Below are 22,644 nucleotides of genomic sequence, written 5' to 3'. Positions count from 1 at the left end.
GCATTCACAATAATAAGTAATAGGTTCTTATGCATATCGTTGCAATCGCCTGGATTTACGTCGTACTGATGATGTCGATCACAGAACACTCCGTCATCGCAGGCATCATGACTTTCCTCTTGTATTGCGTTTTTCCTTTAACAATAGTTTTATACCTGATGCGTACACCACAGCGCAAGCGTGAACGACTGGAAAAACAAGCTGCACTGCAAAAACAATCTGCAACTCCAACAGTTTCAGACGACCTTAAAGCATGTGAAGCACATGAAGCACATCCCAAACATCAAGCAGCCGAGACGAAAGCAGATTAAATCAAGCAGCTTCAATCGGGCGCTATCCAGATCAGGCTAGCCATTCTTCCGCTGACACCGTCACGGCGGTATGAATAGAACTCCGCCACTTCGGTCACCGTACAATGGTCTCCGCCAAAAACCTGGTCAAGACCGATGTCATTTAGCAATTTTCTTGCCAGCCCGTAAAGATCAGCCAGATATTTTTCTGTACCATCCTGCCTGGCTTGTACTTTGAAATAAGCCCGCGCATCAGGAATCTGTGCAGCAAAAGCATCAAGTACATCACGCCCTACTTCAAACTCTTGCGGCCCGATAGCCGGACCAAACCACGGAATAATTTCTTGCGCGCCCTTGTCCCTCATCGCTAACACGGTATTTTGCAGCACTCCCCCTGCCAACCCACGCCAGCCCGCATGGGCAGCCGCAACAACCTTACCGGCGACATCAGTAAACAAAACTGGCAAACAATCCGCAGTCAGCACGGCGCAGACCTGGCCTGCTTGCGTACTGAAGACAGCATCACCAATATTGGCATTGCCAACAATGAGGTCAGCCGCATTCAGTATTATATTGCCATGCACTTGTGATAAGAATATGACATCCGAAGGCAATTGGCGATTTAATTTATCCCGATTCTGTTTTACTGCGATGAGATTGTCGTTGACATGGTCGCCAAGATTGAGGCCAGCGCTGCCGCTCGCATCTCCATAAGAACCAAGACTGAACCCGCCATGACGGGTAGTGGTAAACGCCCGCACGTTTGCGGGCGCGTGCTGCCAGTTGGGCAGCACTACCGGGAAAGGAGCAAGATCAGCCAAGTTCTTGCTGTCTGGTTTCATACAGTCTGTATGCCAGCCTGCTGAAGTAATGCTGCAAAATCATCAGCCAGGGGGATTTCCCATTCCACATGCTCACCCGTGGTCGGGTGTGTCAGGCCAAGTTTACGTGCCTGCAACGCCTGACGGTGAAAGAAACGTGCCAGATGCTGTTTGCCATATAAGGGATCCCCCACCAGAGGAAAGCCCAGCGACAGCATGTGTACGCGTATCTGATGAGTACGGCCAGTTTCCAATTGGCAGGCAACCAGGCTGACAGGGAATTTTTCCAGCATGCCAGCGCCCACGCGCTGGAAATGCGTAACAGCAGGTTTGGCAAGCATACTTTGGGAAACCGCCATCTTGATACGGTCACGCGGATGTCTGGCCATCGGCGCATCGACTGTGCCTGACAAATTAGGTGTACCCCATACCAGCGCATTATATTCACGCTTGACTGTCCTGTCCTGCAGCTGACGCACCAGTTCAGTATGGGCAATCAGGGTTTTGGCGACCACCATCAGGCCAGAAGTATCTTTATCGAGTCTGTGGACGATGCCAGCACGTGGCACACCCAGCAAAGCTGGCCAGCGATACAGCAGGCCATTGAGCAAAGTGCCTGACCAGTTACCCGCTGCCGGGTGCACCACCATATCAGCCGGTTTGTTGATGACCAGGATGTCGTCATCTTCATACACCACGTTCAAAGGAATGTCTTCCGGCGCATAAGCGCCTTCATCAGGAGCAGCTTGTGGCTCAATAATGATTTTTTCATCACCGAGCATGGTCATCTTGCCACGACCTGGCTTGCCATCAACACTGACGAAACCGTCTTCTATCCACTGTTGGATGCGGCTTCTTGAATATTGTGGAACCAGTTTGGACAAAGTCTTGTCCAAACGCTCACCACAAGCATCCGAAGTGAGCTTTAATTCTATATTTTCTACTACAAGGGCAAAATCTTCGTCCACTTCGGTGGTATCGTTCAGCCCTTCCAATTCAGTGTCCAGGTCGGAATCTGACAAAATCACTGTAGTAGTTTGTTTCACATTTTTTGCCATCGGCTATAATCCGTAAATTGTTTTCATGCTCACGCACAAATTTATGCACATTAAATCTTTGAAATTGCTGGTTCTGGCTGTTGCCGCGTCCTTAAGTTTAAGCGGCTGCGGGGTGTTTGGTGAAAAAGGCGATGAGACCAAAACCTGGTCAGCATCAAAATTATACGCTGAAGCTAAAGACGAAATGTCCAGCGGGGGTTATGAAAAGGCAATTCAGTACTTTGAAAAACTGGAATCACGCTTCCCTTTCGGTACTTACGCACAACAAGCGCAGATGGAAACTGCCTACGCTTATTACAAACAAGGTGATCAGGCACAAGCACTGGCCGCGGTTGAACGCTTTATCAAGCTGCACCCAAATCATAGCCATGTAGATTACATGTATTATTTGCGCGGCGTGATCAACTTCAACGACCAGGTCGGCTTGCTCAATTTCCTGGCCAATCAGGATATCACCGAACGCGACCCTAAAGCCTCTCGCGATTCCTTTGATGCTTTCAAGCAACTGGCAATCCAGTTCCCAGATAGCAAGTATACGCCAGACGCGATCCTGCGCATGAAATATCTGGTGAATGCACTCGCGCAATATGACGTACACGTTGCACGTTATTACCTGCGCCGTGGCGCCTACCTGGCTTCAGCCAACCGTGCCCAGTCTGCCATCAAGGAATACCCGGATGCGCCATCCATTGAAGAAGCGATGTTCATTTTGATACGCTCCTACGATGCGATGGGCATGACAGAACTGCGAGACGATGCAAACCGCGTCTTCCTGCAGAACTACCCAAAAAGTGATTACCTGACAGGCAAAGCCGGTAAGCGCGATGCATGGTGGAAATTCTGGTAAAAATGCAATTGGCTCCTCTATGATGCAAAATCAGGGCACAAGTTTGTGCCCTGATTTATTAGATCAGTATTCATGCCACAATTCGGACATCAATCTTCCATTTTCCGCCTGAATACCCAGTTAGTGCTGGTCGACTCCTCTTCGCAGTAGGCATACCCCTCTTCAGCAAAGGCTTTCAAGTCATTTGCTTTGCGTATGCCGTGCTGTGCACTGTATCTGGCCATCAGTCCCCTGGCGCGTTTGGCATAAAAAGAAATGATTTTGTATTTGCCATTCTTCCAGTCCTGAAAGACCGGTGAAATCACAGTTGCCCCCAACACCGCTGGCCGTACTGCCTTGAAGTATTCATCCGATGCCAAATTCACCAGGATTTGTGATTTGTGTTGCTGAATTGCATCACTTAACAGTAAACTGATTTTGTCACCCCAAAAGCTATACAGATTTTTACCACGCTGATTGGCAAGTGCCGTTCCCATTTCCAATCTGTATGCCTGCAAGGCATCAAGCGGACGCAGTAACCCATATAAACCAGACAGAATACGCAGATGATTTTGCAGATATTTCAGTTGTGAAGACGTCAGGCTGGCGACATCCAGCCCTTCATAGACATCGCCATTGAATGCAAATACCGCTTGTTTACTATGACGCGCCGCCGGCTGCGGCATCCAGTCAGAAAAACGTTGTACATTCAATTGCGCGAGTGCCTGGGAAATATCCATCAAACTGCCCAACTGATCGGCACTATATGTTCTGACTACCTCTATCAATTCCTCTGCCTCGGCAAGAAAATGAGGTGTAGTCATCGTCCTGGTCTTTACGGGTGTTTCAAAATCCAGACTTTTGGCTGGAGATAATACAATAAGCATAAATTGAACTTAATAGACAAAAATGACCGACATCATACCTAAGCGCGTAATTCTTGACACGAATGTGTGCCTGGACTTATTTGTATTCAAAGATCCCCGATGGTCAGTCTTGCTTGATGACCTCGGCAATGGTCAGCTGCAAGCATTAACTCGCACAGATTGCCGCGATGAATGGCTGGCAGTACTCAGCTACCCTCATCTTGCAGCCAGACACGAAAGTGCAGAAACAGTGACCGCGCTGTTTGATGCCCACATCCAATGCCTGGCTCCGGCTGATACTGGCTACAAACTCCCCGTGTGCAGCGACAAGGATGATCAGAAATTCCTGGAGATTGCACGTGACGCAAAAGCTGAAGTGTTGATCACCAAAGACAAGGCTTTGCTTAAGCTCGCCAGAAAAATGAAGCAGGCTGGCATGTTCAGAATAGAGACGCCAGAACATTTTTTGCGAACTTACGTAAAAGAATGTGACAAAACTGCATCGGGCGTAACAAAAGAATGACAAATTTTATTACTCTGGGTTATTCTTCGGTAATGTCCTGCTACTATGAACATGAGCAAAAAGCAGTCTTGTTCATGGATAAAAATTACCCCCTGATTCAAGCAAAATAAATCAGGAAAAAACCGGAGTCCATGCGGAAACGTGGTATCTGAATGGCAGTAATACTCAGAGCATTTCTGCATACTCTCGCTGACACACCGTGACATTTGTGAAGCTTTACACAATGATCAATGCGATTATGGAGAACCAAGGACTATGACCGATTCAGCAGATGATCTGGACGCATTGTTTGAAGAAATGGCCAACCAGCGCCTGGAAACCAATGTAGAGTCCCCCTCTTCCCCGCCTTCTGGCAGCGAGCCTGACCAGCTTGAGCCGACTCCTGCCAAGTTCAATTTTCACAGCGACGATGAAAATGCCGCCAAACCCATTTTTGACCGGCTAGGTGGCCTCGTCAGAATGCTGCATGACTCCATGCGGGAGCTGGGTTATGACCGTTCATTGTCAGATGTGGCGGAGCAAATTGCCGATGCCCAGGGCAGACTGGAATATGTCGCGACCCTGACTGAACAGGCTGCCAACAAAGTCTTGAACGCGACAGACCTGGGCATGCCTGAGCAGGACGAGCTGGCCAAAAAAGCCAAATCAATGGATGCACGCTGGACAGACTTGTTTGACGGCAAACTCAGTGTGGATGAATTCAAGTCCCTGGCAAAAGATTCCAAAGCTTTTGCCAATAATGTGCTGACTGCCACAGACGCTGAAAAAGCGCGTCTGCTGGACATCATGATGGCACAGGACTTCCAGGATCTGACTGGTCAACTGATCAAGAAAGTAGTCGGCATCAACAAGCGGGTAGAACATGAGCTGGCGCAAATCCTGCTAGACAATGCCCCCTCTGACCTGAAAGAAAAAGCAGTAGAATTGATGGAAGGCCCTTCCGTCCCGAACGCAGCGTTGGAACAGGATGATGTAGATAACCTACTTGATAGTCTGGGTTTCTAATGGATGACATGCTCAAAGAATTTGTCGTCGAAGCGCTCGATCTGGCGACCAATGTAGAAGAACATCTGCTTTCGCTCGAGCGCAATCCCGGCGACATGAATACGCTGAATGCGGTATTCAGGTCCTTTCATACCATTAAGGGTGGCGCTGGCTTCATGAACTTGAGCGCCATGGTATCGGCCTGCCATTTAACCGAAAACCTCTTCGACGCCCTGCGCACGGGACAAGTTCCTGTCACGCCGGAAGCGATAGAAGCAGCGCTTGAGGCGAGCGGCTTTGTCGCAGATCAGTTAACTGCGCTCAATAATGGCACAGAGCCGGACAAGCTCTCTACCATGCCCAAGTCGCTGGAAAAAATGCTGACTGACGCCATAGAAATGAAAGGCGTCAGTAAAAAACCGGCAGCGGCGAAAGCCAAACCTGCAGAAGCGCCCAAGCCCGTAGAAAAGGCTGCGCCACCTGCGGCGAAAAAAGAGAATGACGGTGAACTTGACTGGGAAGCCTATTTCCGCGCTGTGACGCCGCCGGGCACCTTACCAGAGGCTGAGGCTGAAGCCGAAACAGTAGCCGAAGCAGAAGAGGAAGTGCATGCAACGGCACCGGCGCAGAGAGAGGAAACTGAAGCTGTCAAATCCTCGTTGTCAGGTGCCGAGGTCAAGCAAAACGCTCCTGCAAAAGAAGAAAGCATACGCATAGACGCCGTCAAGTTGAATGTCTTGCTTGAAGTTGCAGGTGAATCTGTACAGGCAGCCAACCAGGCAGCCGTATTACTTGAAAAACTGTCGCAATTCAAGTTTGACGGACAGGCCGCACCATTGATGTCTGCCCTGACTGAAACCCTGACACGCGCATCCCGTTACTCAACCGAGTTGCAACGTGCCACGCTGGCAACCCGCATGCAGCCTGTGGGACGTTTGTTCCAGAAATTCCCGCGACTGATCAGGGAACTGGCACGTGACCTTGGCAAAGAAGTTGATTTGAACATTGCCGGTGCTGAGACTGAAGTCGATCGCGTGGTCGTGGATAGCCTGTATGACCCGTTGGTCCACATGTTGCGCAACGCGCTTGATCACGGTATAGAAACCGCTGAAGAGCGCATCAATGCCAATAAATCACCCCGCGCCACGATTTCATTGAAAGCATGGCAGGAAGCCAGCAGCGTCATGATAGAAGTGACGGATGACGGCAAAGGCATGGATGCACAAAGACTGCGCGATAAAGCTGTCTCCAAGGGTTTGATCAATGCGCACGATGCCCGTACAGACGACGAGGCTTTCCAGCTCGTATTTTTACCAGGTTTTTCTACTAAAGAAGTTGCCTCCAGCGTATCTGGTCGTGGCGTTGGCATGGACGTGGTAAAAACTGCGGTGGAACGCCATCGCGGCGCAATACGCATCGCCTCTCAGTTGGGAACAGGTACAACCTTCCTGATCCGTTTGCCAATTGAGTTGTCCATCGTACCAACCATGCTGGTTCGTACCGATGGTGCCTCACTGGCTTTGCCTATGGCAACCGTACAGCGTGTGGTTGAATTACCAGAAACCTTTGAAAGCGTCGGTGGCCAACCTGTTTTGCGTGATCTTGGCCGGCCTTTACCAGTCAAGTCTCTGGGCAAGATATTGGGCTACACACCAGCGTCAGAAAGAGTTGGTATCGTCATAGCAGCCCCCAGCCCTTACATCTTGTCTGTCGATGCGGTTGATGGCACTGCCGATCTGGTCATTAAACCGCTGACCTGTATCAGCACACCAGGCATTACGGGTACTGCCCGCTCTGCTGAAGGTGAACTGGTACTGGTGATCAGCTTGTCCTTCCTGATTGATGGCTGCAAGACCAGGGAACGCATTACCGCCTGATCCCGTATCAAGAGCAAGCAAGTGATAAACGCATTTTGACCAAATCTGTCAAAATGCGTTTATTCTTTTTATAGCCGCGCGGCACCTCATGAACACTCCCCCACTCTCTCCACAAGATTTGATGCTGGAGAATAAGTTTGCAGAACTTCCCCGGTATTTTTATACCCAGCTTTCAGCCAGCCCTATAGATAAACCCTATCTGGTCGCGGCCAGCGATGAAGTTGCCGCGCAATTGAACCTGGATCAGGTAAGTCTTAACTCTCCAGAATTTTTGAATTACTTTTCAGGCAACCAGGTTCTTCCTGGCAGCAAACCGCTGGCAGCGGTATATTCAGGCCATCAGTTTGGTGTTTGGGCCGGTCAATTGGGTGATGGCCGCGCCTTATTGCTTGGTGGTATATCGCATGCTGGCCAACATCTGGAAATCCAGCTCAAAGGTGCAGGCATGACGCCATATTCACGCATGGGTGATGGGCGTGCGGTATTACGCTCTTCCATTCGTGAATTTTTATGCTCTGAAGCGATGGCAGCATTGAACATACCCACTTCGCGTGCGCTGTGTGTCATAGGCTCAGACCAGATGGTTTTTCGCGAAACACCAGAAACCAGCGCTGTTGTCGCCCGCGTAGCACCGAGCTTTGTACGCTTTGGCTCGTTTGAGCATTGGTATTACAACGACAGGATGGATGATTTGCGACAACTGGCTGATTATGTCATCCAGCATTCTTACCCAGAACTGCAGACAGAAAACAATCCTTACCAGTCGCTACTGGCCACCGTCACCACGCGTACGGCAGAACTCATGGCGCAATGGCAGGCTGTGGGCTTCATGCATGGCGTCATGAATACCGACAATATGTCCATCATCGGCCAGACGCTGGACTATGGCCCGTTCGGCTTCATGGAAGCTTATGATGAAAAACATATCTGCAATCATACTGACCAGCAAGGTCGTTATTCTTACCGCATGCAGCCAGCCATAGGCAACTGGAATTGCCAGGCTTTGGCACAAGCTTTATCGCCGCTGATAGGCAGTGTCGATGACACCAATGCAGCACTCAGTCATTATCCTGCCGTTTATCGACAAAAATGGTCAGAACTCATGCATCAAAAATTTGGCCTGAAGACAGATCACGAGGCTGATCTTGACTTGTTCGCAGGCTTTTTCACTTTGTTACAAAGTAATCATGCTGACTTCACCCTGAGTTTCCGCCATTTGAGTAAGCTTTCGAACCAGAAATCGACCAATGATGAGCTGCTACGTGATTTGTTTCTGGACAGGGATAGTCTGGACACATGGCTACTGAATTACCGGGCGCGTCTGGCAATGGAACAAAGTGATGAACAGACACGTCAAACCAGTATGCAGTCAGTCAATCCAAAATATATTTTAAGAAATTATCTTGCCCAGCAGGCTATAGAAAAAGCACAACAGAAGGATTTTTCAGAAGTCAGGAAACTTTTGAGCATTCTGGAAAATCCCTATGACGAACAAGAGGAACACGACGACTATGCAAGCTTGCCGCCAGACTGGGCAAAGCATCTGGAAGTCAGTTGTTCATCCTGATATAGAGCAAAAACAAAGCAGAAGTGAAGAGGAAATCATGAGTAAAATCGTCAAGTCAGATGCCGAATGGAAAGCGCAGCTGAGCTCCATGGAGTATGAAGTCACCAGGCACGCAGCCACTGAGCGCGCTTTTACCGGCAAATTCTGGGACCACCACGAAGCCGGCATCTATACCTGCGTCTGTTGCAACACGCCTTTGTTTGCCTCCGATGCCAAATTTGACTCCGGTTGCGGCTGGCCAAGCTACTTCAGGGCATTAAATCCAGCCTATGTACGTGAAAAAGTTGATACATCTCATGGCATGACGCGCACTGAGATTTTGTGTAATATCTGCGACGCTCATCTGGGCCATGTATTTCCTGACGGGCCACCACCTACAAGGTTGCGCTATTGCATCAATTCAGCCTCCTTGAAGTTTGATCCTGTAGTTTGATCCTGTAATTTGATCCCGTAAAAACTGATTGTTTGTAAATGAAATTTCTTTTTGATATGTTTCCGGTAGTTTTGTTTTTTCTCACCCTTAAATGGGGTGAGAAAAATGCAAGTGCTGCACAATCCATCGTCTCCGACTATTTTTCCGGCATAGTGTCTGGCGGTGCAACCACTGCTGAACTGGCCCCTATTTTGTTGGCTACAGCAATTACCTTGGTCGCGTCAGTATTTCAGATAGGTTATCTGCTAATACGTCGCAAGAAAGTGGATGCCATGCTATGGATTTCATTCATCATTATCATGGTGTTTGGTGGTGCCACCTTGTATTTCCAAAACGAAGCTTTTATCAAGTGGAAGCCAACTGTACTTTATTGGTGCTACTGCGGTGCATTTGCCTTGGCACAGTTTGTATTCAAGAGTAACTTGATTCAATTGGCGATGGGTGAGCAAATCAAGTTGCCAGAGCATATCTGGACACGACTTAGCTATGCATGGATGGCGTATTTCTTGCTCATGGGTTTCGTTAACCTGTATGTGGCATTTAATTTCTCCACGGATACCTGGGCTAATTTCAAACTCCTGGCCGTTGTTGCCATCATGCCAGCATTTATCATTATCCAGAGTCTGTTTCTGGCTAAATACATGGAAGAACCTGCACAATGACGCGCACGGAGAAAATATTAGCCCGTCTGAATGAAACCTTGCAGCCAGTTGACTGTCAGTTAACAGATGACTCCGAGGCTCATCGGGGTCATGCCGGCGCGGCTGGTGGCGCAGGTCATTACAGTGTAAGAATAGTTTGTCAGCAATTTGAAGGATTAAACCGCATTTCTCGCCATCGACTAGTGTATGATGCCGTTGGCGTTATGATGCAAACGGAAATTCATGCCCTCAATATCGTGGCATTAAGTCCGTCAGAGATACCGACCTAAGCAGTTTATTTATAATCCGTTTTATTTATTTTGTTATTTAGGAACAGACAATGACTTTTAAACCTGCTCATTTGCTGGTAGTACTTCTTGCAACTGCCCTGCCTGCAATGGCTCAGAACGTAGCTACAGTTAATGGCAAGGCTATTCCAGCCAGCCAACTTGAAGCATTAGTAAAACAAGCGGTAACGCAAGGCCAGCAGCAGGATACTCCTCAGCTGCGCGCACAGATCAAGCAAGACCTGATCGTCAATGAAGTCTTGATACAAGAGGCCGAAAAGTCAGGACTGGCAAAAAATGCCGATGTAAAGCAAGCTATCGAACAAGCACGTCAAACCATCCTGGTTCGCGCAATGATGTTTGATTACCTGAAAAAGAATCCTGTCACTGATGCTGAAGTTCAAGCAGAATACGACAAGCAAAAAGCTCAGGCAGGTGACAAAGAATATCACCTGTTCAACATCGTTCTTGATACAGAAGATGAAGCAAAAGCCACAATCTCCAAATTAAAAGGTGGCGCCAAATTTGAAGAGCTGGCAAAACAAGTCTCCAAAGATCCTGGCAATGCATCCAAAGGTGGCGATCTGGATTGGTCCGTACCAAGCAACTGGCCGCCAGCATTCGCTCAGGCATTGACCAAGCTGCAAAAAGGTCAATTTACAGAAACACCTGTAAAAATGACTGATGCTCAAGGTAAAGACAAGTTCCACATCGTCAAGCTGGATGATACGCGTACTGCAAAATTCCCTACACTTGAAGAAGTGAAACGTGATTTTGTAAATGGTATTTCTCAGCAACGTCTGCAAGCATATCAGCAGACCCTGATCAAAAAGGCCAAAATCGCCCCATAAGGTGATGAGGTTTTAAAACAAAAGAGGCGCATTGCGCCTCTTTTGTTTTCCAGCACTTAATTATTCATATTTACTGGTATTTATTGATAATGCTGTTCAATTTGCCATTCCGCTGCAACTCCGCCAAGCCTTTGTCAAGCTGATCTATGATTTGTGCAGCCTGGGGATGTTCCTTGCTGACACCAAAATGCAGAGGGTATTTTTCAGTCTGCGGCAAGCTCTGTATCTTGTATGTACTCATGTCCAGAGGCAAAAGACTCAGACGGGCAAAGCCCCATAACACTTCTTGCATATCCACCACAATATCGCAATGCCCCCGCTCAATCTTGCGCATGAGACTGGTATAACTGGTTGCACCACTCTCTATGGCAGAGGCTGGCAAACGCGTATAAAAAGTTGATGAACCATGCAAAGAGCAAACCTTATATTTCTCCAAATCACTAAGGACTTGCAATGGTGGTTGTGGAAAGCGCTTTGCTGAATACAAATAGGAAGGTGTCAGGCTGTGATAACTACGGGAAAACAGATAAATTTTTTCACGTTCGGGGTTCCTGAATACCGACATGACAACATCAAAACCTGCACGTGCCTGCACCTCAGCCAGACAACGTGCCCATGGCCTTAGTTCTATTCTGGGATCAATAAAGATGTTTCGCAAAACCTCGGCTGACAAACCTTCTACTGGCGATCCGGCAGCCTTCACATAAGACATGGGCGGCCAATTACTATCACCGCCACACGCACGCACGGTATCAGCTGCACGGACATCATGCAAGTTAAGCAACAAAGCAAAGAATAATAAGTATCGCATTTATCTAGAGAAAGTTTCCCTGGCGATTCATTATAAGGAAAGCTGTGCCTTCCAGACGCTTTATTCCATACTCAAAATGTAAATCATCTTCATAAAGCATAGACCAAATAAAACGGGCGAAACCATTTTCATGATTTCGCCCCTTATATTGTCTGCAGCAGAGATCAACCTACAAAAACGCGCGCATTGCGGAACATACGCATCCACGGAGAATCTTCACCCCAGCCATCTGGATGCCATGAATGCAAGACTGAACGGAATACACGCTCAGCGTGTGGCATCAACACGGTAAAGCGGCCATCTTCATTGGTAACCGAGGTAATACCTTGTGGCGAACCATTCGGGTTATAGGGATAAGCTTCTGTCGCCAGGCCCGCATTATTGATAAAGCGCATGGCCACCTGCGCCTCCGCAATATCACCGGTGGTTGAGAAGTCAGCAAAACCTTCGCCATGAGCGATGGCGATAGGAGTTTGCGTACCTGCCATACCCTGGAAGAAGATGGATGCAGACTCGGCCACTTCCACCATGGCAAAACGGCCTTCAAATTGCTCAGACTTGTTCTTCGTGAATTTAGGCCATGCCTGCGCTCCAGGGATAATGGATTTCAAATTACTCATCATCTGGCAGCCATTACAGATACCCAGACCAAAGGTGTCGTCGCGATGGAAGAATTGCGAGAATTGATCAGACATCATGGCATTGAACAAGATCGTTTTAGCCCAGCCCTCACCTGCCCCCAGTACGTCACCATAAGAGAAACCACCAACGGCGATCAAGCCCTTGAAGTCAGCCAGTTTTGCACGACCAGCTATCAGGTCACTCATGTGCACATCTACAGCTTCGAAACCGGATTTGTGCATGACATAAGCGGTTTCTATATGCGAGTTCACGCCCTGCTCACGCAAGATGGCGACCTTGGGACGTGCGCCAGTAGCAATGAATGGCGCAGCCACATCTTGCTGCGGATCGAAACTCAGTTTAGGCTGCATGCCTGGATCATTGGCATCAACGATGCGTGCATATTCTGCATCAGCACCTGCAGGGTTGTCGCGCAAGCGAGCGATTTGCCAGCTGGTTTTGCTCCATAACTGGTGCAATGCAGTTCTTGGCTGATTATAAATTTGCTTGGCATCGCGGGTAAATTCGATGATGCCACTATTGTTTGGCTTGCCTATGATATGACTGCAAGCACCCAGATTAAAGCTGCGCAAGACATCCATGACTTCTGAACGCTGTTCAGTACGCACTTGTATCACGGCACCCAACTCTTCATTGAACAAGGCGCGCAAGGTCATATCGTTGCGACGCTCAGATATCTGGCTGGCCCAGTTCTTGGCATCACCCTGGTCTGCCGCATGCTCGCTATCCATGGTCAGGATATCGAGATTAACAGACAAGCCAGCACGACCAGCGAAGGCCATTTCACACAGGCTGGCATACAGGCCGCCGTCAGAGCGGTCATGGTAAGCCAGCAGTTTGTCTTCACTATTCAACTGCTGGATAGCAGCGAAGAAAGCCTTCAGATCTTCTGCACTATCGACGTCGGGCGCATCGTTACCCAACTGCTGCATGACTTGTGCGAAGCAGGATGCGCCCAAACGATTTTTGCCACGACCCAGATCGATCAGGATCAGACTGGTATCGCCCTGGTCCAGGCGGATTTGCGGCGTCAGTGACTTGCGTACATCATAGACTGGCGAGAAGGCAGAAATAATCAAAGATACTGGTGAAGTCACCGCCTTGCTTTGGCCTTCATCCTTCCAGGTTGTACGCATGGACAAAGAGTCTTTACCCACCGGGATGCTGATACCCAGCGCCGGGCACAATTCCATACCAACCGCTTTGACCGTATCAAACAAGGCCGCATCCTGACCAGGCTGGCCACAGGCTGCCATCCAGTTGGCTGACAGTTTGATATCCGAAATATCTTTGATCGGTGCAGCAGCGATGTTGGTGATGGCTTCACCGACGGCCATACGGCCCGACGCAGCAGCATCAATCACGGCCAGCGGAGTACGCTCGCCCATGGACATGGCTTCACCCAGATAGCCTTCCAGACTCATGGTGGTCACGGCGCAATCAGCTACCGGCACCTGCCATGGCCCTACCATCTGGTCACGCACTGATGTTGCGCCAACCGTGCGGTCACCAATGGTGATCAGGAAGGATTTGTCAGCAACCGTAGGCAGGCTTAATACGCGCTCAGCGGCAACTTGCAGATCGATACCAGTCAGATCGATTTTCGGGAAATCATTGCTGACATGGCTAACATCTCTGTGCATTTTTGGCGGTTTGCCCAGCAAGACATTCATGGGCATATCGACTGGCGAAGTGTCGTTCAGCGGATCGATGACGCGCAATTGACGTTCTTCAGTCGCAGTACCAACTACGGCAAACGGACAACGCTCACGTTCACAGAAATGACGGAACAGTTCCAGGCTTTCTGGTGCTATGCCCAGGACATAACGCTCCTGCGATTCATTACTCCAGATTTCTTTCGGCGCCATGCCGCTTTCTTCCAGCGGTACTTTACGCAAATCAAACAGCGCGCCGCGCTTGGCATCATTGGTAATTTCAGGGAAAGCATTCGACAAACCACCGGCACCGACGTCATGGATGGACAGGACAGGATTATCGTCACCCAACTGCCAGCAGGAATTAATGACCTCTTGCGCACGTCGTTCCATCTCAGGGTTGCCACGCTGTACGGAATCAAAATCCAGATCGGCAGTGTTGGTACCTGTCGCCATCGAAGAAGCAGCACTACCACCCATGCCTATGCGCATGCCTGGGCCACCCAGTTGTATCAACAGCGTGCCCACAGGCAGATCATTCTTTTTGGTGTGCCTGTCAGAGATATTACCTATGCCACCGGCGATCATGATGGGCTTGTGATAGCCATAGACAGTGCCGCCAACATTTTGTTCGAAGGTACGGAAGTAACCACCCAGAACCGGACGACCGAATTCATTATTGAAAGCAGCACCACCCAAAGGGCCTTCTATCATGATTTGCAGCGGTGAGGCGATGCGGTCTGGCTTGCCGTAGGCATTCGCATCGGCTTTTGCAGTCAGGCTGTCGCCAGCGTTTTCCCAGGCCTGGCGTGCCCCTGGCAGCATCAGATTGGAGACAGTAAAACCTGTCAGACCAGCTTTTGGACGGGCACCACGGCCTGTCGCACCTTCATCGCGAATTTCGCCACCAGCGCCGGTAGAAGCGCCTGGAAATGGAGAAATGGCGGTCGGGTGATTATGCGTTTCCACCTTCATCAAGGTGTGCGTCAGTTCTTCTATGACCTTGTACACCTGGTCTTTACCTGAAGGGAAGAAACGATTGACGACTGCACCTTCCATGATGGAAGAATTGTCGCTGTAGGCAACAATAGTGCCTTTGGGTTGCAACTCATGGGTATTCTTGATCATCTGGAACAGGGATTTATCCTGTTTCTGACCATCGATAGTCCAGTCTGCATTGAAAATCTTGTGACGGCAATGTTCGCTGTTTGCCTGGGCAAACATCATGAGCTCAACATCAGTCGGATTACGCTTGGCAGTGGTAAAGGCATCGACCAGGTAATCGATCTCGTCATCTGACAAGGCCAGACCGAGTTCGGTGTTCGCCTGCAGCAGTGCAGCCTTGCCACCTTGGAGTACATCAACATGTTCCAGTTCTTTAGCGACCAATTCAGAGAATAGTGCCTGGGCTTGCTGTGCATCGGCCAGCACCATTTCTGTCATACGGTCATGCAAGAGCGCTGCCACCTGTTCACGGCTGCCATCAGCAAGTTTTTTAGCGCCGCCCAGCAAACCTGTCTTGACTTGCACATAATAGATAATGCCGCGTTCCAGACGATGGATATGTGTCATGCCGCAATTATGGACGATGTCTGTAGCCTTGCTGGCCCATGGCGAGATCGTGCCAAAACGCGGGATCACGACAAACACATCACCGTCGCTGCTGGCAGCAAAGGCATCGCCATACACCAACAGAGCATTCAGGCGGTCAGCGTCTTCCTTGACCAGTTCAGATGCCGTATCGACAAAATGAACATAGCGGCCGCTGACGCCAACGATATTGGCATCGACAGCTTGCAAACGAGAGAGAAGACCGGAGGTACGAAAAGCAGACAGGGCGTTGGAGCCTGGCAATATCAACATGGTGAGCGAGGTAGTTGAGGCACAGTACACAAAACCTGCCGTGCACAAATGCTGGTTGGATCAGAAAGCGTGATTATACCTTGATGCCCAACCTGACTCCAGACGCCAGCAGGAAGAAATTGCCTTGACTACCAAACTCAATTCATAAACAGGGTGCTGCGGCCAATTTTTTTACTGTTTTTGAATTTATGTGCATATCTTTTATCATTAAAACTTGCCATATCTTCATCCAGCACAACCAGGCTGACTGATTGCTCATTAGTAATTTTATCAAAGGCAGTGTCTGAAACGACAATATCGTTCTTGTGCAGTTTAATTCCCCAAAACAAATCACTGCTACGGCTCTCAACTACACGCACCGGTTTCTTTAAATAAAATGGTAAGGAAGATTGATGTTCAAATACCTTAAATAAAAACACTTCACGCTTCTCAGCTGACGCATGCAATTCAGCCACCAGGGGTTGAGTAGAAGTCCATTGCGCAGCGGCTTGCAAAAGCCCAATAAACGCCAGCAGTATCAATGCCGGCAAAGTGATAAACGGGAAGAGTCCAAAGCTTGGCTTGCGCCATACAAGAACCGCAACACCTGCGCTCAACACACAAGCGGACAACATGAAGACCCGCAAAAATTGCTTGCCATCCATGCCATAGACCAGCAGAGAAGACAGCTGATGATTCACCTGCTTGCCTATCCACCAGGCAGCAAGGCCAAACAATGCTGCCAAAAACATGCCCACCAGTGCCCTGCCCCATGCGGCACCAAAGCCTCTGTCTTCGAGGGCAATCGCCAATTGCAATGCCGCCAGCGGCATCACAACGACAAGATAATAATTCGCCTTGGCACTGGATAAAGAGAAAAACAGGACTGGCATGATCCAGGCGCAAGCCAAGAAAAAATGCAGTGTTCTGGGTGTTTGCTGCCTTGCCTTGACGAATAAGAGCACAGGCAAAAAGAAGGACCACGGAAAAAGATAGAGCACCATCCTTGGCAAGTAATACCACCAGGCACCGGCGTAGTAATCATGTGGCTCGCGCTTACCCAAAAAACGCAGCACATGTTCATTGATGAAATAAAACCAGGCAAATATGGGCTCGGCCCATATGGCGGCGATATGCCAGGGCAAGGCTATCAATAAGAAAATCCCTATCGCTTTTGGATCAAACCAGGCGATGATTCTTTTTTGAAAGTCTCTTAGCGAACTGGAAAACAGTATGGTGTAAATAAAGCTCACCGCACCAAACAAAATAATGGCAACAAAGCCCTTTGCCAGCAAGGCAAATGCCAATAAACCCAAACACCAGTTGAGTTTCTTTTTTTCACCTGAGACACTGTACAGATAGCCAAACATCAGCGCACCTGTCAAGAATACAGTCAGCAGCATGTCAAACATCAGGGTGCGCGACATCGCCATGACACCCAGACCACTGATGAACATCAAGGCAGCCAGACGCGAGGCAGCAACCCGTGCTATCTGCCGGCCAAACCACAAAATCAAAGCCACGCAAGACAGTGCCGACATCGCTGGCACCAGCCGGGCTGCCCATTCATTTTCGCCAAACACAGCAAAAGAAATCGCCGTCAACCAGTACAGCAGAGGCGGTTTTTCCATATAGGCCAGACCATTCAGGTGTGGAATGATCCAATGATGCCAGTCACCAGAGGCCAGCATCTCCCTGGGAATTTCTGCGTACAGGCCCTCGTTGTTGTCTAATATGGGGTAGCAACCAAGACCATAAGCCAAAAAGAAAATAGTAAGTAACCAGACCAGCCAGGCGGGTATGGTGGTTGGAGACACTTCATTTTTGGCTTGCACAACACTCATAGATGGAACGATTTATTTCCCACGAGAATGGGACTTGTCTCAATTTAATTTTCAAGTAGCGAACTTTATCTACTCTTGCCAAATAAAGCAAAAAAAAGACAAGCAAAGCTGCTTGTCTTTTTGATTAACGTAAAACCTGATCAGGCTACAGAAGCAACATTTTTTGCCCAGACTAGCGCTGCCATATGCGCAGCATTTAAATCTGGTGGAGTGATCTTCAGTGACTCTGCCAGAGAGCCAACCAGCATGCTGTTCAACTCACACGCCTCAGCCAGTGCCAGAAAAGGTCCATAAGTACCACCACGGGATATCAGGGCCTCAGTGACCACTTCAGGCAACTGTATTGAAGACAGCACCTCTTCCATGGGAATACCCAACAACCTGTCCAGCAAAGAGAACATGCCTGCCACAAATAGGTTTTCGGCCTCGCTCTTGGACATTTTGCTCTGACCCAGAATTTCAGCCAGGCGACCACGGACGATGGCAGTCTCCAGCAAGACCGGAGAATAGCCACTAGTGCTCGCTGTTGCCAGCAACAGCGTCAGCCAGCGGTACAAAGGACTATAACCCAGCATCTGCACTGCATGCTTCAAGGACTGCACTTCAGTACGCAAACCAAAGCCAGCCGAGTTTATGTAACGCAAAAGCTTATAGGCCAGTGTTGCATCGCGTTTGACAACCGCTTCAAGCTGCTGGATGTCGGCATTTTTTCTGACCATTTCCATCAACTGCAAAATAGTCGTTTGCGAGGTATTTAAAGTCTTGGGAGCAGTACTTGGCCTCGGTGTCAGGTGTAATTTACCGACAAAGCTGTCAAGCCCCAGGGCTGAACAGGCATCAAAATCTTGCCAGGCATTGACATTGCGGGCAACCATGCGCACCGTTGATTGCTTCAGTGTCGCATACACCTTTGCTTGCGAGGCAAAATTAGCCGCATTCAATTTGACTTCAAGGTGGGTAATTTGCGCAAAATAAGAGCGCTCCAGCGTCGTTACCTCAGCACCACGCAGGCAAATACCATAACCTAGTTGACGCAACTCCGTCACCGCAGCGAGCGTATCAGGGTCAGCGAAGTATTTTTTATGGAGTATGAGTACAGTGTTCTTAGCCGGAAGTTGCTTCAGGCCTTCTGCATGCAATAACTCAGGCACTGCTTCGAGAAACAACAGGCTGTCACCGAGCAAAAATCCCTTGTCGTCATCATGCAATTGCACTGCGACGAATTCAAGCAAGGCACTCAGGCTTTCCGTGCTTGCTTCTGCATTCTGATCTGGCTGCTGCCAGGAAATCTGAAAACCGATGACTCTTTGTTTAGGATCGAGTAAGGGCTCTCTTACGATGAAACTTTCTTCTATCATCTTAGTATTATTTATGTTGGATTAATATGATTGAAAAATTCAGAACCCAAGTTACCGGCAATTCAACGAAACTGACTCCGCTTTATAACTACCAGGCAACCCTTTGCGTATTGATTGAAGTGCTGACAGGCAACACTATAATATCTCGCAGCACAAAACTGAAGATATATGCTCGGCATTATTTGCTACTTGATGTAACACCTAATCAGGCATAGCTGCAAAGCCTTGCGATTTTGTGCAATCTGCGCGGGAGACTTGATGCTTAGCACCTGGATTAAAGTGCTGACTCTTGCCATCTCCCGGCAAAATTGATTGCCCTGCTATTTTATTTTCCCAGTTTCTCGAAAATCTTAGTCAGTTTTTCATCCAGTGTGGCTGCAGTAAATGGTTTTACTACATAGCCATTTGCACCAGCCTGCGCAGCAGCGATGATGTTTTCTTTTTTGGCTTCAGCCGTGACCATGAGTACCGGCATTTTTGACAAAGCTGGATCAGCACGGATGTGCTGCAACATAGTCAGCCCATCCATGTTAGGCATATTCCAGTCTGAAATGACGAAATCGAAATCACCATTCTTCAACTTTGCCAGCCCCATTGCACCGTCTTCGGCTTCATCGACATTGGAATATCCCAATTCTTTCAGCAAATTCCGTACTATGCGACGCATAGTAGAAAAATCGTCGACTACTAAAAATTTGAGATTTTGATCAGCCATGAATTACTCCACTATTTCTTTAAGGACAGTTATTAGCATTATCGGACAAATTGAGATAAAACGGTGGTGAAATTGCTGTAACACATTAAATTCTATCAAAACGTCACACCCTGAGGGCTCTGCTGCCATGCGTAGCAAGGTAATGCAGTACCTTGGTGGGCAATTCATTCAAAGGACCAACCTCATGTGTCGCGCCAATTGCAATTGCTTCACGCGGCATACCAAATACTACACAACTTGCTTCATCTTGGGCAAAATTGTATGCACCAGCATTTTTCATTTCCAGCATGCCAGCCGCACCATCCTTGCCCATACCAGTCAATATCACGCCAACAGCATTTTTGCCGGCATAAGTGGCAGCAGACCTGAACAGGACATCCACTGAAGGCCGGTGCCGGTTAACCGGCTCCCCCTGATCCAGCTGTGTCACGTAGTTGGCACCGCTACGCCCCAGCAAGAGATGCGAATGCCCAGGAGCGATGTAGGCATGGCCAGGCAAAACACGTTCTCCACCTGCAGCCTCAGACACCGAAATCTTGCACAAGCCATCAAGACGCTTGGCAAAAGACCGCGTAAATCCTTCTGGCATATGCTGTGTAATTAAAATGCCAGGGCAATCAGAAGGCATTTGTACCAGGAAATTCTTGATTGCCTCGGTACCACCAGTGGATGCGCCAATAATAATCAGTTTTTCACTACTGGTCAGAGGATTGCGAACTTGTGGCAATACACCAACATGCGCCTGACCGGGAGTCACTACGGGCGCAGTTCTTGGCCTGATTCTGGCTTTGGAGGCGATCCGGATCTTGTCCGTAATCAGTTCAGTGTATTCAAGCATGCCACTTTGTATCGACAGCTTGGGTTTGGTGACGAAATCAACCGCCCCCAACTCCAGTGCACGCATGGTAATTTCAGAGCCCCGCTCAGTCAGTGACGACACCATGATGACAGGCATAGGACGCAAGCGCATCAGGCGCTCAAGAAAATCCAGGCCATCCATCTTTGGCATTTCCACATCCAGCGTCAGCACATCCGGATTGGTCTGCTTGATCAGCTCACGTGCGACCAGAGGATCAGGGGCAACACCAACCACCTCCATATCGGGCTGGCTGCTGATGATCTCACTCATGACGCTACGGATCAGCGCAGAATCATCGACAATTAATACTTTAATCTTCATTCGCAAACACTCCGCGTTCAGTCTCAGCCACCGACATCACACATACAAAATAACTAGAACAAATCGACTTCACCACCAACTGAAGTCGTCTTGAGCCTGCTGGCATAATCCTGCTCGCGCCTTCTCAGGGTATCGTTATGTTCCACTTTGAGTTTCTTGACCAGCACCTTACCGGTTCTGGGGAAAAAATAGACTTTGCGCGGGTAAATATCATTGAGATCTTCAGCAATGACACGCATTCTTTCAGCCCGCAAATAATCGAGTACAAATCTGGCGTTACGCTCGCCCACATTGATGGCAGTAAAGCCGCGCAAGACATTGCCGCCGCCAAACACCTTGGCTTCCATGTTTTCGCGTTTGGCTCCTGCCTTTAACAGTTCATTGATCAACACTTCCATCGCATAGGTGCCATAGCGCATGGAGGCCGACACTGGATTATCTGCGTCCCCGCCGCTATCTGGCAACATGAAATGATTCATGCCACCGACACCGGAAACGCGGTCACGAATGCACGCAGAAACACAGGAACCCAGCACCGTAACAATCAGCATGTCCTTGTTGGTAAAATAAAATTCACCTGGCAGTATTTTGGCGGCATCACAATCGAAAGTTCTGTCGTAATAGACATTCGTTGCAAAATGCTCTTCACTTAGCTGGCTCATGGATTACCCTTTTGCAAATTGCGCAATGTCGCTTTGTTGCCTGCCGTCTGGGATTTACCCAGCTCATAGACTGTTTTCCCTCTCAGCTTGAAATCATCTGAGACATACAGGAAATTTTCTGAATGACCGGCAAACAACAGACCGTCTGACTTCATCAAGGGAACAAATTTCTTCAAGATTTTACCTTGTGTAGGTTTGTCAAAATAAATCATGACATTCCGGCAAAAAATTGCATCGAATTCGCCACTGAGAGGCCAGCCATCTTCCAATAAATTCAACTGCTTGAATGTAACCAGGTCCCGTAATTCTGGCCTCACTCTGACCAGGCCTTCCTGTGCACCCTTGCCTTTCAAGAAGAATTTTCGTGTTCTCTCCGCAGATAATTTTTCTATACGATCAAGGTTATATACACCACGGGATGCTGTCTCCAGCACATTGGTGTCTATATCCGTGGCAATAATGTGCGCGGGCGGGCGCAGAGTTCCGAATGCTTCGCAAAGCGTAATGGCTATAGAATAAGGTTCTTCGCCGGTAGAGCTGGCAGAACACCAGATATTGACCGGCTCATGTTTCCTGGCAATGTGTTCAGCGAGTATGGGGAAGTGATGCTCTTCCCTGAAGAAGGAAGTCAGATTAGTCGTCAGGGCATTGGTAAATGCCTCCCATTCAGACTCAATCTGATTGCTTTCAAGGCCATCAAGATATTCAGAAAACGAGCTGATACCAGTCGCCCGCAAACGACGTGCAAGCCGGCTATATACCATTTCCTGTTTGCTATCTGCCAAGGAAATGCCAGCTCGTTTGTAAATCAGATCTCTGACACGGTCAAAATCCCTGGAGTTAAATGCAAACTCCTTTGAAGTGTCTGATCTGGCTTTATCGATGGATTTCGTCATTCAATGCTTTCCCAA

21 protein-coding genes are annotated in these 22,644 nt (G+C 48.7%); 10 read left to right on the top strand and 11 right to left on the bottom strand.

The window, feature by feature from the left end:
* The first annotated feature begins 29 nt into the window (after positions 1 to 29).
* Complete coding sequence (locus tag ACO0LL_RS12005) at positions 30 to 311, top strand: hypothetical protein (RefSeq protein WP_422951096.1); 282 nt, start codon at positions 30 to 32, stop codon at positions 309 to 311.
* An 11-nt stretch (positions 312 to 322) separates the two neighbouring features.
* Here the strand turns inward: ACO0LL_RS12005 and pgeF are convergent, their stop codons facing one another.
* A complete protein-coding gene (gene pgeF / locus ACO0LL_RS12000; RefSeq protein WP_422951095.1) occupies positions 323 to 1,132 on the bottom strand; it encodes a peptidoglycan editing factor PgeF in 810 nt (269 codons plus the stop codon).
* The gene (locus tag ACO0LL_RS11995; protein WP_422951094.1) at positions 1,129 to 2,169 is read right to left on the bottom strand and encodes an RluA family pseudouridine synthase; all 1,041 of its coding nucleotides are present in this window, start codon (positions 2,167 to 2,169) and stop codon (positions 1,129 to 1,131) included. Before ACO0LL_RS11995 ends, pgeF begins: the two co-directional genes overlap by 4 nt.
* Before the next feature lie 43 nt (positions 2,170 to 2,212).
* Here ACO0LL_RS11995 and ACO0LL_RS11990 point away from each other — a divergent pair, with 43 nt between their 5' ends.
* Entirely contained in the window at positions 2,213 to 3,016 is an 804-nt protein-coding gene (locus ACO0LL_RS11990; protein ID WP_422951093.1) for an outer membrane protein assembly factor BamD, read from the top strand.
* 89 nt (positions 3,017 to 3,105) lie between these two features.
* On the opposite strand, the gene yaaA is transcribed toward ACO0LL_RS11990, so the two are convergent.
* Positions 3,106 to 3,882: a peroxide stress protein YaaA gene (yaaA, locus tag ACO0LL_RS11985; RefSeq protein ID WP_422951092.1), complete on the bottom strand. Its 777-nt coding sequence runs from the start codon at positions 3,880 to 3,882 to the stop codon at positions 3,106 to 3,108.
* Positions 3,883 to 3,904: 22 nt separating this feature from the next.
* Between yaaA and ACO0LL_RS11980 the strand changes: the two genes are divergently transcribed.
* The 8 genes from ACO0LL_RS11980 (at position 3,905) to ACO0LL_RS11945 (ending at position 11,024) form a co-directional block, all read left to right on the top strand.
* Positions 3,905 to 4,384 (top strand): putative toxin-antitoxin system toxin component, PIN family, encoded by a 480-nt coding sequence (locus tag ACO0LL_RS11980; protein ID WP_422951091.1) that lies wholly within the window; start codon positions 3,905 to 3,907, stop codon positions 4,382 to 4,384.
* 255 nt (positions 4,385 to 4,639) lie between these two features.
* Positions 4,640 to 5,389, top strand: coding sequence for a protein phosphatase CheZ (locus ACO0LL_RS11975; protein ID WP_422951090.1), 750 nt, complete (start codon positions 4,640 to 4,642; stop codon positions 5,387 to 5,389).
* A complete protein-coding gene (locus tag ACO0LL_RS11970) occupies positions 5,389 to 7,245 on the top strand; it encodes a chemotaxis protein CheA (protein WP_422951089.1) in 1,857 nt (618 codons plus the stop codon). The genes ACO0LL_RS11975 and ACO0LL_RS11970 overlap by 1 nt, the downstream gene beginning before the upstream one ends.
* An 88-nt stretch (positions 7,246 to 7,333) precedes the next feature.
* A complete protein-coding gene (locus ACO0LL_RS11965) occupies positions 7,334 to 8,812 on the top strand; it encodes a protein adenylyltransferase SelO (protein ID WP_422951088.1) in 1,479 nt (492 codons plus the stop codon).
* A 37-nt stretch (positions 8,813 to 8,849) separates the two neighbouring features.
* A complete protein-coding gene (gene msrB, locus ACO0LL_RS11960; RefSeq protein WP_422951087.1) occupies positions 8,850 to 9,245 on the top strand; it encodes a peptide-methionine (R)-S-oxide reductase MsrB in 396 nt (131 codons plus the stop codon).
* Between the two features lie 38 nt (positions 9,246 to 9,283).
* Entirely contained in the window at positions 9,284 to 9,907 is a 624-nt protein-coding gene (locus ACO0LL_RS11955; protein ID WP_422951086.1) for a septation protein A, read from the top strand.
* Positions 9,904 to 10,176 (top strand): BolA family protein, encoded by a 273-nt coding sequence (locus ACO0LL_RS11950; RefSeq protein ID WP_422951085.1) that lies wholly within the window; start codon positions 9,904 to 9,906, stop codon positions 10,174 to 10,176. Before ACO0LL_RS11955 ends, ACO0LL_RS11950 begins: the two co-directional genes overlap by 4 nt.
* 50 nt (positions 10,177 to 10,226) lie before the next feature.
* Positions 10,227 to 11,024, top strand: a complete 798-nt coding sequence (locus tag ACO0LL_RS11945) for a peptidyl-prolyl cis-trans isomerase (RefSeq protein WP_422951084.1) — start codon at positions 10,227 to 10,229, stop codon at positions 11,022 to 11,024.
* A 70-nt stretch (positions 11,025 to 11,094) separates the two neighbouring features.
* Here the strand turns inward: ACO0LL_RS11945 and ACO0LL_RS11940 are convergent, their stop codons facing one another.
* The 8 genes from ACO0LL_RS11940 to ACO0LL_RS11905 all read right to left on the bottom strand — a co-directional run bounded on the left by ACO0LL_RS11940 (position 11,095) and on the right by ACO0LL_RS11905 (position 22,629).
* Positions 11,095 to 11,835 (bottom strand): substrate-binding periplasmic protein, encoded by a 741-nt coding sequence (locus tag ACO0LL_RS11940; protein WP_422951083.1) that lies wholly within the window; start codon positions 11,833 to 11,835, stop codon positions 11,095 to 11,097.
* A 164-nt stretch (positions 11,836 to 11,999) separates the two neighbouring features.
* Positions 12,000 to 15,995, bottom strand: coding sequence for a phosphoribosylformylglycinamidine synthase (purL, locus tag ACO0LL_RS11935; protein ID WP_422951082.1), 3,996 nt, complete (start codon positions 15,993 to 15,995; stop codon positions 12,000 to 12,002).
* Positions 15,996 to 16,132: 137 nt separating this feature from the next.
* Complete coding sequence (locus tag ACO0LL_RS11930; RefSeq protein ID WP_422951081.1) at positions 16,133 to 17,818, bottom strand: glycosyltransferase family 39 protein; 1,686 nt, start codon at positions 17,816 to 17,818, stop codon at positions 16,133 to 16,135.
* A 140-nt stretch (positions 17,819 to 17,958) separates the two neighbouring features.
* The gene (locus ACO0LL_RS11925) at positions 17,959 to 19,176 is read right to left on the bottom strand and encodes an EAL and HDOD domain-containing protein (protein ID WP_422951080.1); all 1,218 of its coding nucleotides are present in this window, start codon (positions 19,174 to 19,176) and stop codon (positions 17,959 to 17,961) included.
* Between the two features lie 325 nt (positions 19,177 to 19,501).
* Positions 19,502 to 19,891, bottom strand: a complete 390-nt coding sequence (cheY, locus tag ACO0LL_RS11920; protein ID WP_110253727.1) for a chemotaxis response regulator CheY — start codon at positions 19,889 to 19,891, stop codon at positions 19,502 to 19,504.
* 103 nt (positions 19,892 to 19,994) lie between these two features.
* Positions 19,995 to 21,071, bottom strand: a complete 1,077-nt coding sequence (locus ACO0LL_RS11915; RefSeq protein WP_422951079.1) for a protein-glutamate methylesterase/protein-glutamine glutaminase — start codon at positions 21,069 to 21,071, stop codon at positions 19,995 to 19,997.
* Positions 21,072 to 21,124: 53 nt separating this feature from the next.
* A complete protein-coding gene (gene cheD, locus ACO0LL_RS11910; RefSeq protein WP_422951078.1) occupies positions 21,125 to 21,733 on the bottom strand; it encodes a chemoreceptor glutamine deamidase CheD in 609 nt (202 codons plus the stop codon).
* Positions 21,730 to 22,629: a CheR family methyltransferase gene (locus ACO0LL_RS11905; protein ID WP_422951077.1), complete on the bottom strand. Its 900-nt coding sequence runs from the start codon at positions 22,627 to 22,629 to the stop codon at positions 21,730 to 21,732. The genes cheD and ACO0LL_RS11905 overlap by 4 nt, the downstream gene beginning before the upstream one ends.
* Between the last annotated feature and the right edge of the window lie 15 nt (positions 22,630 to 22,644).

Source organism: Undibacterium sp. TC4M20W (assembly GCF_049340245.1).
Taxonomy (GTDB): Bacteria; Pseudomonadota; Gammaproteobacteria; order Burkholderiales; family Burkholderiaceae_D; genus Undibacterium.
This window is presented reverse-complemented; position numbering and strand designations above follow the sequence as displayed.